The 15718-nt window shown below is 65.7% G+C and carries 14 protein-coding genes; all 14 read left to right on the top strand.

Annotation, left to right across the window (positions count from 1 at the left end; all coding sequences use genetic code 11):
* The first annotated feature begins 159 nt into the window (after positions 1–159).
* Positions 160–606: a division/cell wall cluster transcriptional repressor MraZ gene (mraZ, locus tag QUG01_RS06225; RefSeq protein ID WP_103321787.1), complete on the top strand. Its 447-nt coding sequence runs from the start codon at positions 160–162 to the stop codon at positions 604–606.
* Positions 603–1565 (top strand): 16S rRNA (cytosine(1402)-N(4))-methyltransferase RsmH, encoded by a 963-nt coding sequence (gene rsmH / locus QUG01_RS06220; RefSeq protein ID WP_500829372.1) that lies wholly within the window; start codon positions 603–605, stop codon positions 1563–1565. Before mraZ ends, rsmH begins: the two co-directional genes overlap by 4 nt.
* Positions 1562–1834: a cell division protein FtsL gene (gene ftsL / locus QUG01_RS06215; RefSeq protein ID WP_106077949.1), complete on the top strand. Its 273-nt coding sequence runs from the start codon at positions 1562–1564 to the stop codon at positions 1832–1834. Before rsmH ends, ftsL begins: the two co-directional genes overlap by 4 nt.
* Positions 1834–3585: a peptidoglycan D,D-transpeptidase FtsI family protein gene (locus QUG01_RS06210; RefSeq protein WP_500829371.1), complete on the top strand. Its 1752-nt coding sequence runs from the start codon at positions 1834–1836 to the stop codon at positions 3583–3585. Before ftsL ends, QUG01_RS06210 begins: the two co-directional genes overlap by 1 nt.
* Before the next feature lie 4 nt (positions 3586–3589).
* Complete coding sequence (locus tag QUG01_RS06205) at positions 3590–5071, top strand: UDP-N-acetylmuramoyl-L-alanyl-D-glutamate--2,6-diaminopimelate ligase (RefSeq protein WP_500829370.1); 1482 nt, start codon at positions 3590–3592, stop codon at positions 5069–5071.
* Entirely contained in the window at positions 5068–6432 is a 1365-nt protein-coding gene (locus tag QUG01_RS06200) for a UDP-N-acetylmuramoyl-tripeptide--D-alanyl-D-alanine ligase (RefSeq protein ID WP_500829369.1), read from the top strand. The genes QUG01_RS06205 and QUG01_RS06200 overlap by 4 nt, the downstream gene beginning before the upstream one ends.
* 1 nt (position 6433) lies before the next feature.
* Positions 6434–7519 carry a phospho-N-acetylmuramoyl-pentapeptide-transferase gene (gene mraY / locus QUG01_RS06195; RefSeq protein ID WP_500829368.1) on the top strand — a complete coding sequence of 362 codons (1086 nt, stop codon included), beginning with the start codon at positions 6434–6436 and terminating at the stop codon, positions 7517–7519.
* 10 nt (positions 7520–7529) lie between these two features.
* On the top strand, positions 7530–8894 hold the full coding sequence (murD, locus tag QUG01_RS06190; protein ID WP_500829367.1) for a UDP-N-acetylmuramoyl-L-alanine--D-glutamate ligase: 1365 nt from the start codon (positions 7530–7532) through the stop codon (positions 8892–8894).
* Positions 8891–10048 carry a putative lipid II flippase FtsW gene (gene ftsW / locus QUG01_RS06185; RefSeq protein WP_500829366.1) on the top strand — a complete coding sequence of 386 codons (1158 nt, stop codon included), beginning with the start codon at positions 8891–8893 and terminating at the stop codon, positions 10046–10048. The genes murD and ftsW overlap by 4 nt, the downstream gene beginning before the upstream one ends.
* A 222-nt stretch (positions 10049–10270) precedes the next feature.
* Positions 10271–11380 carry an undecaprenyldiphospho-muramoylpentapeptide beta-N-acetylglucosaminyltransferase gene (murG, locus tag QUG01_RS06180; protein WP_500829365.1) on the top strand — a complete coding sequence of 370 codons (1110 nt, stop codon included), beginning with the start codon at positions 10271–10273 and terminating at the stop codon, positions 11378–11380.
* Positions 11381–11392: 12 nt separating this feature from the next.
* Positions 11393–12787, top strand: coding sequence for a UDP-N-acetylmuramate--L-alanine ligase (gene murC / locus QUG01_RS06175; protein ID WP_500829364.1), 1395 nt, complete (start codon positions 11393–11395; stop codon positions 12785–12787).
* Between the two features lie 46 nt (positions 12788–12833).
* Positions 12834–13742, top strand: a complete 909-nt coding sequence (locus QUG01_RS06170) for a D-alanine--D-alanine ligase (RefSeq protein WP_500829363.1) — start codon at positions 12834–12836, stop codon at positions 13740–13742.
* Positions 13732–14457: a cell division protein FtsQ/DivIB gene (locus tag QUG01_RS06165; RefSeq protein WP_500829362.1), complete on the top strand. Its 726-nt coding sequence runs from the start codon at positions 13732–13734 to the stop codon at positions 14455–14457. Before QUG01_RS06170 ends, QUG01_RS06165 begins: the two co-directional genes overlap by 11 nt.
* Before the next feature lie 19 nt (positions 14458–14476).
* Entirely contained in the window at positions 14477–15718 is a 1242-nt protein-coding gene (ftsA, locus tag QUG01_RS06160) for a cell division protein FtsA (RefSeq protein ID WP_043623809.1), read from the top strand.

Genomic DNA, 15718 nt, shown 5'->3' with positions numbered 1-15718 from the left:
GTAAGTCATTGTCTCAAAAGGCGAATTAGGGAATTCCGATGTTGACCGTGGGGCGGTTCTTTCTTATAGTGGCGAAAAGTGGGGTAAAGTGGGTGAAAGTGGGGCAATTGCCCTCCGGAGCGACGGCTCCGTTTTCTCGGTCAGCGGATTCTTCAAATCATGATTGGTGGCGTCAGCATCTTGTCTCTCGATAGCAAGGGGCGTTTGGCTATTCCGGCCAAACACCGTGAGACGCTGCTGTCCGCTTTCGGCCACAAGCTCATCGTTACCCTCGAATCCCAGGACCACCTCCTGCTGTACCCCGAACCCAATTGGCGCCCGGTCGAGGCCCGTCTGTTGGCCCTGCCCACCGGCAATCCCACCCTGAAACGCTATCAACGACTGGTGCTCGGCCATGCCGAGACGCTGGAAATGGACGCCGCCGGCCGCATCCTGCTGCCGGCCCGCCTGCGCGAACTGACCGCGCTGGACAAGGACGTTGCCCTGGTAGGCATGGGCAATCGCTTCGAACTGTGGAACGCCGAGGAGTGGGACAGCCAGACTGCTGACGCGCTGGCCCTCGATCAGGCCGAATTGGCCCAACACCTTGGAGATTTCACGCTGTGACCACCCCTACCTTCGTGCACCGCACGGTACTGCTGACCGAGGCGGTCGACGCGCTCGCCATCCGCGACGATGGGGTATATGTCGACTGCACCTTCGGCCGCGGAGGCCACAGCCGTCTGATCCTGTCGAAGCTCGGCCCGAACGGCCGCTTGATCGCTTTCGACAAGGACCCGCAAGCCATCGCCGTCGCCGAAAAACTCGCGGCGGAAGATGCCCGTTTCAACATTGTCCACAACGGTTTCGAGACGTTGTCGGCCGAGCTGGCCCGCCTGGGCGTGAGCCGCGTCGACGGCGTGCTGATGGATCTGGGCGTGTCCTCGCCGCAAATCGACGACGGCAGCCGCGGTTTCAGCTTCCGTTTCGACGCGCCGCTGGACATGCGCATGGACACCACGCGCGGCATGACCGCCGCCGAGTGGTTGGCAACGGCCGATGAGGCCGATATCAGAGAGGTCATCAAGACTTATGGTGAAGAGCGGTTTGCTCGCAAGATCGCAGCAGCCATTGTTGCGCAACGGGACGAAAGTCCCATCACGACGACCCGTGAGCTCGCTGTGCTCGTTGGGCAAAACGTCCGTACTCGCGAACCGGGTCAAGACCCGGCTACGCGCACCTTCCAGGCGATCCGGATCTTTGTGAACCGCGAGCTGGACGAGCTGAAGGCTGTGCTGCCGCAGGCGGCGCGCCTGCTCGGCGAAGGCGGACGGCTGGCGGTCATCAGCTTCCATTCGCTGGAAGACCGCATCGTCAAGCAATACCTGCGCGACGTCAGCAGCGAGGAAAAGCTGCCGCAGTGGGCGATGGTGCGCGCGGCCGATATGGCCAAGCCGCCGATCGCGCTGGTCGGCAAGGCCATCCGCGCCGGCGACGAGGAGGTGCGGGAAAACCCGCGCGCGCGCAGCGCCATCATGCGCGTGGCCGAGCGCACCGCCGCGCCATGGCGGGAGGGCGACGCATGAACAAGCTCAACAGTGTGCTGCTGGCGATGGCCGTGTTTTCCGCCTGGTCGGTGGTCACGTCCACCCACGTCTCGCGCAAGCTGTACAGCGACTTGCAGAAGGAAACCAAGTCGGCGCAGCAGCTTGAGGTGGAGTTCGGCCAGTTGCAGCTGGAGCAGAGCACCTGGGGGGCGCACGCCGTGATCGAGAAGGCCGCGTCCACGCGCCTGGGCATGCACACGCCGGATCCGCGCCAGATCCAGGTGATTTCGTCCGGAGGAGGCGTCTGATGCGCGCCGGGTCCAGCTACAGCATCCGCCAGCGTCCGGTGTCGGCGAGTCCGGCCCTGCGCATGACGAGCACGCGCGTGCGTTGCGTGCTGCTGGTGCTGGCGCTGCTGTTCCTGGCGCTGATCGGCCGCGCCATGTATCTGCAGGTGGCGCAGCAGGACTTCCTGCAGGGCCAGGGCGAGGCGCGCTTTCGCCGCGCGATGACCCTGGAGGCCAATCGCGGCGTGATCACGGACCGCAATGGCGAACCGCTGGCGATCAGCTCTCCGGTTCAGACCATCTGGGCCAGTCCGGCCGACATGGAGCCGGTGCCGCCTGCCAAGCTGCGCGAGCTGGCGGCTTTGCTGGAGTTGTCGCCGGAAGAGCTGGCGGCCAAGCTGTCCGACCGCAAGAAAGAATTCGTCTACATCAAGCGCCAGATCAGTCCGGAGCTGGCCGACAAGGTGATGGCGCTGGGCATTCCCGGCGTTGCCAAGCAGCAGGAATACCGCCGCTTCTATCCTGCCGGCGAAGTGGTGTCGCACATCATCGGTTTCACCGGGGTGGACGGCAAAGGCCAGGAAGGCGTGGAGCTGGCCCGCGAGAAGATGCTGGCCGGCAAGGACGGCCGCCGCGTGGTGCTGAAGGATAGGCGCGGCCACATCATTGAAGACATCGCCGCCATCGAGCCGCCGCGCGATGGCCAGAAGCTGGCCTTGGCGGTGGATCACCGCATCCAGTATCTGGCTTACCGCGAGATCAAGGCCGCGGTCGAAGAGAACAAGGCCAAGGCGGGCAGCGTGGTGGTGCTGGATGCCAAGACCGGCGAGCTGCTGGCGCTGGCCAATTACCCGTCGTTCAACCCGAATAACCGCACCGGGGTGACGCCGGAAATGATGCGCAACCGCGGCGTGATCGATCTGTTCGAGCCGGGCTCCACCATGAAGCCGTTGTCGATCTCGCTGGCGCTGGAGCATGGCAAGGCCAAGGTCAACACGGTGCTGGATACCCATAGCTACACGATAGGCCCGGCCACCATCCGCGACGTGTCGCCGCAGTCCAGCCTGGACATCCTGGGCATCATCCAGAAATCGTCCAACGTCGGCACCAGCAAGCTGGCGCTGATGAATAGCCCGGAAGAGTTCTGGAAGCACTACGACGCGCTGGGCTTTGGCCGCGCGCCGAATACCGGCTTCCCCGGCGAGGCCGCCGGCCGCCTGCGCGACTGGCACAAGTGGCGGCCGATCGAACAGGCGACGATGTCCTTCGGCTACGGCGTGTCGGTCAGCCTGATCCAGATGGCGCGCGCCTACACCATTTTCGCCAACGACGGCGTGATGTTGCCGATCTCCTTGTACCGGACGGCGACGCCGATGCCGGGCAAGCGAGTGATCAGCGAGAAAATCGCCCACGAGATGCGCGACTTGTTGATCGCCAACAGCCAGCCCGGCGGCGGCGCCGTCGGCGGCCGCATCATCGGCTACAGCATAGGCGGCAAGAGCGGCACCGCGCGCAAGCTGGAGGGCCGCAGCTATGTGGCCAACAAGCACCGCGCGCTGTTCATGGGATTCGCGCCGGGCCATGCGCCCAAGGTGATCGTGGCGGTGATGATAGACGAGCCGTCAGCAGGCAAATACTACGGCGGCGCTGTGTCGGCGCCGGTGTTCTCCAAGGTGGCGGGCGGCGCGTTGCGGGTATTGAACATCGCGCCGGACGAGCCATCCAACAATACTTTATTGCCGGAATCGACGCCGGTTCCGGTGGACTTCTAAGATCATGAAGAGCCGTTTGACTGAGTTGCCGGACTGGGATCCGGCCTTGTTGCAACAGCTGGGCCTCCCGATCAAGCGGGTGGAGGCCGACAGCCGCCGCGTGTTGCCGGGCGATGTGTTCCTCGCCTGCCGCGGCGAGTATACCGACGGCCGCGATTTCATCGCCGCCGCCTTGGAGAAGGGCGCCGCCGCGGTGCTGTGGGACGACGCCGACGGTTTCGCCTGGAACCCGGCCTGGCAGGTGCCCAACTTGGCCGTGCCCAATCTGCGCGAGCGCGCCGGGATCGTGGCGGCCCATGTGCTGGGCCAGCCGTCGCGCGACCTGACCGTGGTCGGCATCACCGGCACCAACGGCAAGACTTCCATTTCGCACTGGCTGGCGCAGGCGTTTTCGCTGCTGGGCCAGAAGGCCGCGCTGATCGGCACCGTAGGCAATGGCTTCTATGGCCAATTGACCGAAACCACCCACACCACGCCGGACCCGGTGACGGTGCAGCAGAAGCTGGCCGAATACCGCCGCCAGGGCGCGCATGTGGTGACCATGGAAGTGTCCAGCCATGGCCTGGACCAGTGCCGCGTCAACGGCGTCGAATTCGCCACCGCGGTGTTCACCAATCTGACGCGCGATCACCTGGACTACCATGGTTCGATGGAGGCTTACGGCGCCTCCAAGAAGAAGCTGTTCTTCTGGGAGGGCCTGAAGCACGCGGTGATCAATGCCGATGACGCTTACGGCCGCCAACTGGCCGCCGAGATCGATCCGCAGCAAACCCAAGTGCTGACCTATGGCCTGGAGCAGGGCGATGTGCGTCCGCTGGCGCTGGCCGCCACGTTGGAAGGCTTGCAGCTGACCGTAACCACGCCGTGGGGCGTGGTGGACGTGCGCACCGGCCTGGTGGGCCGTTTCAACGCTGCCAATCTGCTGGCCTGTCTGGCCACGCTGTGCGTCAACGGCGTCAGCCTGCAGGACGCGGCCGCCGTGATGGCGCGCATCCAGCCGGCGCGCGGCCGCATGCAGAGCATAGGCGGCACGCATGAGCCGCTGGTGGTGATCGATTACGCGCACACGCCGGACGCGCTGGAGAAGGCGCTGGCCACGCTGTCGGAGATCCGCCCGGCCGGCGGCAGGCTGTTCTGCGTGTTCGGTTGCGGCGGCGACCGCGATCCGGGCAAGCGCCCGATGATGGGCGCCATCGCCGAGCAATACGCCGACGTGGCGGTGCTGACCAGCGACAACCCGCGCAGCGAGGATCCGCAGACCATCATCCGCGATGTGCTGGCAGGCATGGCGGCAGGCAAGGCCCATGTCGAAGCCGACCGCGAGGCAGCCATCCACTGGGCCGTGGCGCAGGCCCAGGTCGGCGACGTGGTGCTGGTGGCCGGCAAGGGCCATGAGGAATACCAGGACATCGCCGGCGTCAAGCGGCCGTTCTCCGACTTCCGCGTGGCGGAAGAGGCGCTGACCGCCTGGGGAGCCCAAGCATGATGACGCTGAGCCAAGCCGCCCGTTTCGCCCAAGGCCGCCTTGTCGGCGCCGATGGCGAGGTGCGCCGCGTGATCACCGACAGCCGCCAGGCGCAGCCGGGCGATCTGTTCGTCGCGCTGAAGGGCGAGCGCTTCGACGCCCATGATTTCGTCGCCGAAGTGACGGCCAAAGGCGCCGCCGCGCTGGTGCGCGACGGCTTCGAGCTGCCGGGCGCCAGCCTGATCCAGGCTGGAGACGACACCCGCCTGGCGCTGGGCCGCCTGGCCGCCGGCTGGCGCGAGACGCAGCCGGCCATCCGCATCGGCGTCACCGGCTCCAACGGCAAGACCACGGTCAAGGAAATGCTGGCCGCGATTCTGCGCGCCCATGCCGGCGACGACGCGGTGCTGGCCACCGCAGGCAACTTCAACAACGACATCGGCCTGCCGCTGACCCTGCTGCAACTGCAGCCGCAACACCGTTACGCCGTGATCGAAATGGGCATGAATCACCACGGCGAGCTGCGCTATCTGACCGGGCTGACCCGGCCGCGGGTGGCGCTGGTCAACAACGCCATGCGCGCGCACTTCGGCCATTTCGGCTCCACCGAAGAGGTGGCCCGCGCCAAGGCGGAAATTTTTGAAGGGCTGGCCGACGACGGCGTGGCCGTGGTCAACGCCGACGACGCCAATCTGGCGCTGTTCCGCCGCGCCGCCGATGGCCATCGCCAGCTGAGTTTCGGCCTGGCGGCCGCAGCCGACGTGACGGCGCGCGATGCGCGGTGTTCCGCGCTGGAGAGCCGATTCACATTGGTTTCGCCCGCGGGCGAGACCCAGATCGCGCTGCCGGCGCCGGGCGAGCACAACGTGCGCAACGCCCTGGCCGCGGCGGCTGTGGCCTTGGCGCTGGAGGTGCCGCTGGCAGCCATCGCCGGCGGCCTGGCCGCGTTCGGCGGCGCCAAGGGCCGGCTGCAGATCAAGCGCAGTCCGCGCGGCCTGACCGTGATCGACGACAGCTACAACGCCAATCCGGACTCGATGAAGGCCGGCATCGACGTGCTGGCCGGCTTGCCTGGCCCGCGCTGTTTCGTGATGGGCGATATCGGCGAATTGGGCGACGCCGGCCCCGAGCTGCACGCCGAAGTCGGCGCCCACGCCCGCGCCCGCGGCATCGAGCAGTTGTTCGCGCTGGGCGAGATGTCTGGCCGCGCCGTGGCTGCGTTTGGCGGCGCGGGGCAAGGATTTGATTCGATTGACGAGTTGTTGGAGTGCCTGGATAGCCAGCTGGCGTCTGGTACCGCCGTTCTGGTCAAAGGTTCGCGCTTCATGCGCATGGAACGGGTGGTGGAACACCTGATGCAAGCAAAGAAAGAGGGAGTATAAGGTGCTGCTTTGGCTGGCTGATCTGTTGGGCTCGCATATCCGGGCCTTCAATGTCTTCAACTACATCACGCTGCGCGCGGTGATGGCGGCGCTGACTTCGTTGACGATTTCCCTGCTGATGGGGCCGTGGGTGATCCGCAAACTGACCGAGCTGAAAGTCGGCCAGGCGGTGCGCAACGACGGCCCGCAGTCGCACCTGGTCAAGGCCGGCACGCCGACCATGGGAGGGTCGCTGATCCTGCTGTCCATCACCCTGACCACGCTGCTGTGGTCGGACCTGTCCAACAAATACGTGTGGCTGCTGCTGGCGGTGATGCTGGGCACCGGCGCGCTGGGTTTTTACGACGACTGGTGCAAGGTGGTGTACAAGGACCCGAAAGGCGTGTCCGCCAAGTTCAAGATGGCGTGGCAGTCCGCCATCGCCATCGGCGCCGGCGTGTTCCTGATCGCCACCGCCAAGCTGCCGGCGTCCACCGAGTTCATCGTGCCCTTCGTCAAGACCATCGCCTATCCGCTGGGCGCGGTGGGTTTCTGCGTGCTGACCTATCTGGTGATTGTCGGCACCTCCAACGCGGTGAATCTGACCGACGGCCTGGACGGCCTGGCGGCGCTGCCCACCGTGCTGGTGGCGGCCGGCTTGTCGATTTTCGCCTATGTCGCCGGCCACGCGGTGTTCTCCAAGTATCTGGGCGTGCCCTTCATTCCCGGCGCGCATGAGGTCGTGGTGTTCTGCGCGGCGATGTGCGGCGCCTGCCTCGGCTTCTTGTGGTTCAACGCCTATCCGGCCCAGGTGTTCATGGGCGACGTTGGCGCGCTGGCGCTGGGCGCCGCCTTGGGCACCGTGGCCGTGATCGTGCGCCAAGAAGTGGTGCTGTTCATCATGGGCGGCCTGTTCGTGATGGAGGCGCTGTCGGTGATGATACAGGTCGGCTCGTTCAAGCTGACCGGCAAGCGCGTGTTCCGCATGGCCCCGCTGCATCACCACTACGAATTGAAGGGCTGGAAGGAAACGCAGGTGGTGGTGCGCTTCTGGATCATCACCATGATGCTGGTGCTGATCGGCCTGTCGACGCTGAAGCTGCGCTGAGGATATGGGAATGGATTACGCCAATCGACAAGCGACGGTAGTGGGACTGGGAGGCTCGGGCCTGGCGGCCGCGCGCTACCTGGCGGCCCACGGCGCGCGCGTGCGCGTGGCGGACGCCAAGCCGTCCGCCGAGCGGCTGGCCGAGCTGGAGCGCCATCTGCCGGGCACCGAGGTGATCAGCGGCGTATTCGACGAGTGCACTTTCGCCGGCGCCGACCTGCTGGTGGTCAGCCCCGGCGTGCCGCTGGCCAATCCGGCCATCTCCGCCTTCCGCCGCAACGGCGGCGAGGTCGTCGGCGATATCGAGATCCTGGCGCGGGCGATTCAGGGCGATGGCAGCAAGGTGATCGCCATCACCGGCTCCAACGGCAAGACCACGGTTACCAGCCTGGTCGGCCACCTGTGCAAGACGGCAGGGCTGGATACCGTCGTCGCCGGCAATATCGGCCTGGCGGTGCTGGAGGCTTTGCTCGCGCGCGAGCAGAGCGGCAAGCGTCCGGATGTGTGGGTGCTGGAACTGTCCAGCTTCCAACTTGAATCGACCCGGAGCCTGCAAGCCGACGCCGCCACCGTGCTGAACATTTCCGAGGACCACCTCGACCGCTACCACGATTTGCTGGACTACGCCCATGCCAAGACCCAGGTGTTCCACGGCCAGGGCTTGCAGGTGCTGAACCGCGACGACGCGCTGGTGCGCGCCATGGCGCGCCCGGGGCGCCCGGTGAAGTGGTTTTCGCGCGCGGGCGACGCCGATTACGCCCTGCTGCATGAAGGCGGCCGCCATTGGCTCAGCGTTGCCGGCGAAAAAGTATTCGACTGCGCCGACATGCAGCTGCAAGGACTGCACAATGCCGCCAACGCGCAGGCCGCGTTGGCGCTGTGCCAGGGCATAGGCCTGCCGCTCTACAAGCTGCTGGATGGGCTGAAAACCTTCCGCGGGCTCGCCCATCGCGTCGAGTTGGTAGACGAATTCGGCGGCGTCGCGTTTATCGATGATTCCAAGGGCACCAATGTCGGCGCGACCGAGGCGGCGCTGTCCGGCATGACGCGGCCGGTGGTGCTGATCGCCGGCGGCGACGGCAAGGGCCAGGACTTCGCGCCGCTGAAGCCGGCCTGCCAGCGCATCGCGCGCGCCGTGCTGCTGATCGGCCGCGACGCCGGCAAGATCGAGGCGGCGCTGGCCGGCAGCGGCATCGCGCTGGAGCGCTTCGATACGCTGGAGGCGGCGACGCGCCGCGCGGCTGACTTGGCGCAGCCGGGCGATGCGGTGCTGCTGTCGCCGGCTTGCGCCAGCCTGGACATGTTCAAAAACTACGCGCACCGCGCCCAGGTGTTCATCGACACTGTGGCGGCGGTGAAGGCGGAACGGCCATGATCCGCAACCCGGCGCGCCGCTACACGGCGATCACCCCGCTCGACGAGGCGCTGGCCTGGGCGCTGGCGCTGCTGTTGTCGATCAGCCTGGTGATGGTGTATTCGGCGTCCATCGCGTATGCGGAGGCCGACGCGGCGACGCAGAACCGTTACTTCTACCTGATCCGCCACATCGTGTTCATGGTGATCGGGCTGTCTGTGGCCTACGCCGCGTTCCAGGTGCCGACGGCGTTCTGGCAGAAGTATTCGGGAAAGATTTTCCTGATCGGCCTGGTGATGCTGGTGTTGGTATTGATCCCCGGCATCGGCAAGGTGGTCAATGGTTCGCGGCGCTGGATCAATCTGTTTGTGCTGAACCTGCAGCCATCGGAAGTGATGAAGTTCGCCACCGTGTTGTACGCGGCCGATTACACGGTGCGCAAGACCCACCTGATGCACAGCCTCAAGGAGGGTTTCGCGCCTATGTTCGCCGCCATGGTGGTGGTGGCCTTCCTGCTGCTGCGCGAGCCGGACTTCGGCGCCTTGATGGTGGTGATGTCCATCGCCATGGGCCTGCTGTTTCTTGGCGGCATCAATATGCGCATCTTCAGCGGCCTGGCGGCCATGGCCATCGTGGCCATCGTGCTGCTGATCGTGTCGTCGCCGTACCGTTTGAAGCGGGTGCTGGGCTTCATGGACCCGTGGGACGACCCGTATGGCAAGGGCTACCAGCTGTCTCACTCGCTGATCGCCATCGGCCGCGGCGAATGGTTCGGCGTGGGGCTGGGCGGCAGCATCGAGAAACTGTTCTATCTGCCGGAGGCGCACACCGACTTCATCCTGGCGGTGATCGCCGAGGAGTTCGGCTTCGCCGGCATCTGCGTGCTGATCGGCCTGTATGCCTGGATCGTGCGCCGCGCTTTTCACATCGGCGTGGAGTCGAAAAAGCTGGAGCGCTACTACCAGGCGCTGGTGGCGCAGGGCATGGGCATCTGGTTGGGCATCCAGGTGTTTTTCAATATCGGTGTGAACATGGGCCTGTTGCCGACCAAGGGTTTGACGCTGCCGCTGATGTCATTCGGCGGTTCGGCGATGTTGATGAATTTGATCGCGATGGCGGTGCTGTTGCGGGTGGATTACGAAAACCGAAGGATTATGCGGGGCTATAAGGTTTAGCCCCGCATCAGGAAAGGCGGTAAGCCTTTCCAGGCGCATTGGCGCCGCCTCCTTCGGTTTCTGCGAGCCCGAAGGGCGAAGCTAAAAGCGACGCATCATGCGGGGCTACAAGGTGTAGGGCGGAAGCCCGGCAGAGCCGGGCGTTCCGCCGACAAGCGGCGCAATTTTGAAATGAATGGCGGAACGCCCTTTGGGCTTCCGCCTTACGGAAGAAGAAGGTAAATGGCAAATCGAACGGTCATGGTGATGGCGGCAGGCACGGGCGGACACATCGTCCCCGGCATCGCCGTGGCCAAGGAACTGCAACAGCGCGGCTGGAAAGTGGTATGGCTGGGCACGCGCCGCGGCATGGAAAACAAGCTGGTGCCGCCGACCGGTATCCCGCTTGAGCGGCTGAATTTCCATGGCGTGCGCGGCAAAGGTTTATTGGGCTCGCTGAAAGGCGCCTTGCAGCTGGTGGGCGCGTTTTTCAAGAGCGGCGCGCTGATCTTCCGGCACCGCCCGGACGTGGTGCTGGGCATGGGCGGTTATGTCTGCCTGCCCGGCGGGGTGATGACTGGCTTGCTGTGGAAGCCGCTGGTGCTGGTCAATGCCGACGCCAGCCTGCTGCTCAGCAATCGGGCTCTGCTGCCGTTTGCCAAAAAGCTGGTGTGCGGTTTCGACGGCAGCGCGGCGCGCGACGCCAAGGCGCTGGTCACCGGCAATCCGGTGCGGCGCGAGATCGAGGCCATCGCGGCGCCGGCCGAGCGCTTCGCCGGCCGCAGCGGCCCGTTGAAGGTGCTGGTGGTGGGCGGCAGCCTGGGCGCCAAGGTGTTGAATGAAACCCTGCCGCAGGCGATGGCCACGCTGCCGGCGGAGCAGCGGCCGCAGCTGACGCATCAAACCGGAGAGGCGAATTTCGCCGCCGTCGAGGCGGCCTATCAGGCCGCAGGCCTGCGCGAGCAAGTGGAGTTGCTGCCCTTTGTCGACGACATGCCCAAGCGGTTGGCCGAGTGCGATCTGGTGATCTGCCGCGCCGGCGCCATCACGGTCAGCGAGCTGTGCGCCGCCGGCGTGCCCAGCGTGCTGGTGCCGCTGGTGGTGTCCACCACCAGCCATCAGCGCGACAACGCCGAGTGGATGGCCCAAGCGGGCGCGGCCTGGCATTTGCCGCAAACAGAATTGAATGCCGACAAGCTTGCCAGCCTGTTGGCGCAGCTGGACAGAGACCAATTGCTGGAAAAGGCCGAGAGAGCGCGCGCGCTGGCCCGTTCCGGCGCGGCCGGCCGGGTGGCCGCGCTGTGCCAGCAGTTGGCCGGGGATAGACCGGACGCCGCAGAAGCGTCCCAGTAGAGACATACAGACATGAAACACAGGGTCAAACATATACATTTCGTCGGCATCGGCGGCGTCGGCATGTGCGGCATCGCCGAGGTGCTGCACGGCCTGGGCTATACCGTGTCCGGCTCCGACATGGCCGACGGCGCCACCACCAAGCGGCTGGCGGCGGAGGGCGTGCGCGTATTCTTCGGCCACGACGCCACCTATATCCAAGGCGCCGACGTGGTGGTGACCTCCACCGCGGTGAAGGCGGACAACCCGGAGGTGCTGGCGGCGCGCGACAAGCGCATCCCGGTGATCCCGCGCGCGATGATGCTGGCCGAGCTGATGCGCTTCAAGCAGGGCATCGCCATCGCCGGCACCCACGGTAAGACCACCACCACCAGCCTGACCGCGTCGGTGCTGGGCGCGGCCGGCCTGGACCCGACCTTCGTCATCGGCGGCAAGCTGACCGCCGCCGGCACCAATGCCAAGCTCGGTTCCGGCGAGTTCCTGGTGGCGGAAGCCGACGAGTCGGACGCGTCCTTCCTGCACCTGTCCCCGGTGATGGCGGTGGTGACCAATATCGACGCCGACCACATGGACACCTATGGCCACAGCTTCGACAAGCTGAAGCAGGCCTTCGTCGATTTCCTGCAGCGCATGCCGTTCTACGGCCGCGCGGTGCTGTGCGTGGACGATCCGAACGTGCGCGAGATCAAGGACCGCATCACCAAGCCGGTAACCACCTACGGGCTGGATGATTCGGCCGACATCTATGCCGAGAACGTGCGCGCGGTCGCCGGCCAGATGCATTTCGACGTGGTGGTGAAGAACGGCACTATCACCCGCTTCCCGGTGGTATTGAATTTCCCGGGCCGCCACAACGTGTTGAACGCGCTGTCGGCGATCGCCATCGGCCTGGAGTGCGGCGCCGGCATCGAAGCCATTCAGCAGGGATTGGCCGAGTTTGCCGGCGTGGGCCGCCGTTTCCAGCGCTATGGCGAGGTGCAGGCCAAGGACGGCGGCAGCTTCACGCTGATCGACGACTACGGCCACCACCCGGTGGAGATGGCCGCCACGCTGGCGGCGGTGCGCGGCGCCTTCCCGGGCCGCCGGCTGCTGCTGGCCTTCCAGCCGCATCGCTACACCCGCACCCGCGATTTGTTCGAAGACTTCGTGAAAGTGCTGTCCGGCGTCGACGCGCTGCTGCTGTCCGAGGTGTACGCCGCCGGCGAAGCGCCGATTGTGGCCGCCGACGGCCGGGCCCTGGCGCGCGCGGTGCGCGTGGGCGGCAAGGTGGAGCCGCTGTTCGTCGAAGCCATCGCCGACCTGCCGCAGGCCATTCTGGATGCGGCGCAGGACGGCGACGTGGTGGTGACGATGGGCGCCGGCTCGATCGGCGCGGTGCCGGCCAAAGTGGTGGCGCAGGCCGTTTGAATGGATTTTTGCCCGCGCGCGGCGCGGGCGTGTTGAGGATAGACAGATGAAGCAGTACGGCAAGGTGGCGGTGTTGATGGGCGGAAGCTCGGCGGAGCGCGAGGTGTCGCTGATGAGCGGCAACGGCGTATTGACTGCCTTGCTGAGCAAAGGCGTGGACGCGCACAAGTTCGACCCGTCGGAAAAACCGCTTGCGGCGCTGAAGGAAGAAGGATTCGACCGCGTGTTCAACGTGTTGCACGGCCCGTTCGGCGAAGACGGCACCCTGCAGGGCGCGCTGGAAGCGCTGGGCGTGCCGTATACCGGTTGCGGCGTGATGGCTTCGGCCATCAGCATGGACAAATGGCGCACCAAGCTGTTGTGGAAGGGCGCGGGTTTGCCGATTCCGGCCTTCGAACTGTTGTCCGACGACAGCGATTTCGACGCGATCGAGCGGCAACTGGGCCTGCCTATCTTCGTCAAGCCGTCGACCGAGGGTTCCAGCATCGGCGTGACCAAGGTCAAGCAGGCGGGTGGTTTGAAGGCGGCGTATGAGGAAGCGCGCAAGTACGACCGCGTGGTGATCGCCGAGCAGTTCATCGGCGGCGGCGAATACACCTGCGCCGTGATAGGCGAGGCCGCCTATCCGACGGTGAAGATCGAGCCGGCGACCGAGTACTACGACTACGACGCCAAGTATTTTCGCGACGACACGGTGTACCGCTGCCCTGGACTGGCCGGCGAGGCGGAACGCCGCGCGCGCGAACTGTGTCTGACCGCGTTCAAGGTGCTGGGTTGCCAAGGCTGGGGCCGGGTGGATTTCCTGATGGACGAGGCCGGCGGCATCTATCTGCTGGAGGCCAACACCAACCCGGGCATGACCAGCCACAGCCTGGTGCCGATGGCGGCCAAGGCAGAAGGGATCGCATACGAGGACCTGTGTCTGAAGGTATTGGATACGGTGCATGTGGGATAACCATCGGCTGCTCCGGGGCCTGGCCAATTGGATGCTGGGCGCGGCAGCGCTGATGTTGCTGTACGCGGGGGGATTCTGGCTGACGCACGAGCCGGTGTTCCCGGTGAAGAAGATACGGATTCAGGGCGACATGAACCGGGTGACGGCAGAGCAGTTGCGGTTCATCGCGGAGCATGAGCTGGCCGGCACCTTCTTCACGTTGGATATCGACAAGACGCGCGCCGCCTTCGGCAAGCTGCCATGGGTGCGCGACGCGCAGGTGAGACGGCGCTGGCCGGACGCGCTGGATATCACCGTAGAGGAGCATGTGGCGCTGGCGCGCTGGGGAGAAAACGGTCTGGTCAATACGCGCGGCGAGCGTTTCGACGCCGCCAGCGACGCGAAGCTGCCGGTGTTTTACGGCCCGGCCGGGACGGAGAGGGACATGACGGCGATGCTGACGCAACTGCGCCAGGCCTTGCAGCCGTCGGGCCTGGTCCCGCGCGAGCTGTGGCTGTCGTCGCGGCGGGCATGGAAAGTGGGGCTGGACAACCAGCTGCAGCTGGAGCTGGGACGGAATGACGCGGTGGCGAGGGCGGAGCGCTTCGCCACCTACTGGAAGAGCGAGTTGGCGCGGTTGCCGTATCACATCGAATACGTCGACCTGCGCTATCCAAATGGATTCGCTGTGCGGATGCCCGATTACAAGGCGCCGCCGGCCAAGGGAAACAAGTGATTAGGCGTTGGAGCGACAGGTGAGCAAACCAAAGGAAAGCAAGAACATGCTGGTCGGCCTGGATATCGGCACCTCCAAGATCGTGGCGATCGTGGCCGAGGTGCTGGAAGACGGCCAGCTGAATATCGTCGGCATGGGCCATACGCCTTCGCGCGGGTTGAAGCGCGGCATGGTGGTGAACATCGAATCCACCGTGCAGGCGATTCAGCGCGCGCTGGAGGAGGCCGAGCTGATGGCCGACTGCAAGATTCACGAGGTGTTTGTCGGCATCGCCGGCAGCCACATCAAGAGCGTGAACTCACACGGCATGGTGGCGATCAAGGACCGCGAAGTCACCAAGATGGATATTGATCGGGTGATCGAAACCGCGCGCGCCGTGACCATTCCGCCGGACCACCAGGTGCTGCACATCCTGACCCAGGAATACAGCATCGACGGCCAGGAAGGCGTGCGCGAGCCCCTGGGCATGAGCGGCGTGCGGCTGGAAGCCAAGGTGCACATCGTCACCGGCGCGGTGTCCGCCGCGCAGAACGTGACCAAGTGCGTGCGCCGCTGCGGCCTGGAAGTGTCCGACCTGGTGCTGCAGCCGATGGCCTCGGCCATCGCCGTGCTGTCCGAGGACGAAAAAGACCTGGGCGTGTGCCTGATCGACATCGGCGGAGGCACTACCGACATCGCCGTGTACGTGGGCGGCGCGATCCGCCACACCGCGGTGATTCCGATCGCCGGCGACCAGATCACCAACGACATCGCCATGGCGCTGCGCACCCCGACCAAGGAAGCCGAGGACATCAAGATCCAGCATGGCGTGGCCCTGGTGGGCATGGCCGATCCGGCCCAGATGATAGAAGTGCCGGGCGTGGGCGAGCGCGGTCCGCGCCAGATGTCGCGCGCCACCCTGGCCGAGGTGATCGAGCCGCGGGTGGAAGAGCTGTTCCAGCTGGTGCAGCAGGAACTGCGCCGCAGCGGTTTTGAAGAGATGTTGTCGTCCGGCATGGTGCTGACCGGCGGCGCCAGTCTGATGCCGGGCATGGTGGAGCTGGCCGAAGAAGTGTTCCACCTGCCGGTGCGCGTGGGCGTGCCCAAGTACGTCGGCGGCCTGGCCGAGGTGGTGAAGACGCCGCGCTTCTCCACCGGCGTGGGCCTGCTGCTGTACGGCAAGGAGCAGATCCAGGGCTATGCCGGCCCGGTGAAGGCCGAGTCGGCCGGCGTCGGCCAGATGTTCTCGCGGATGAAGGCTTGGTTCGGCAGCAATTTCTGA

This window comes from Chromobacterium sp. CCUG 76385 (assembly GCF_059916625.1).
The sequence above is the reverse complement of the archived record's forward strand: the minus strand, read 5'-3'. Positions and strand labels throughout refer to the sequence as shown.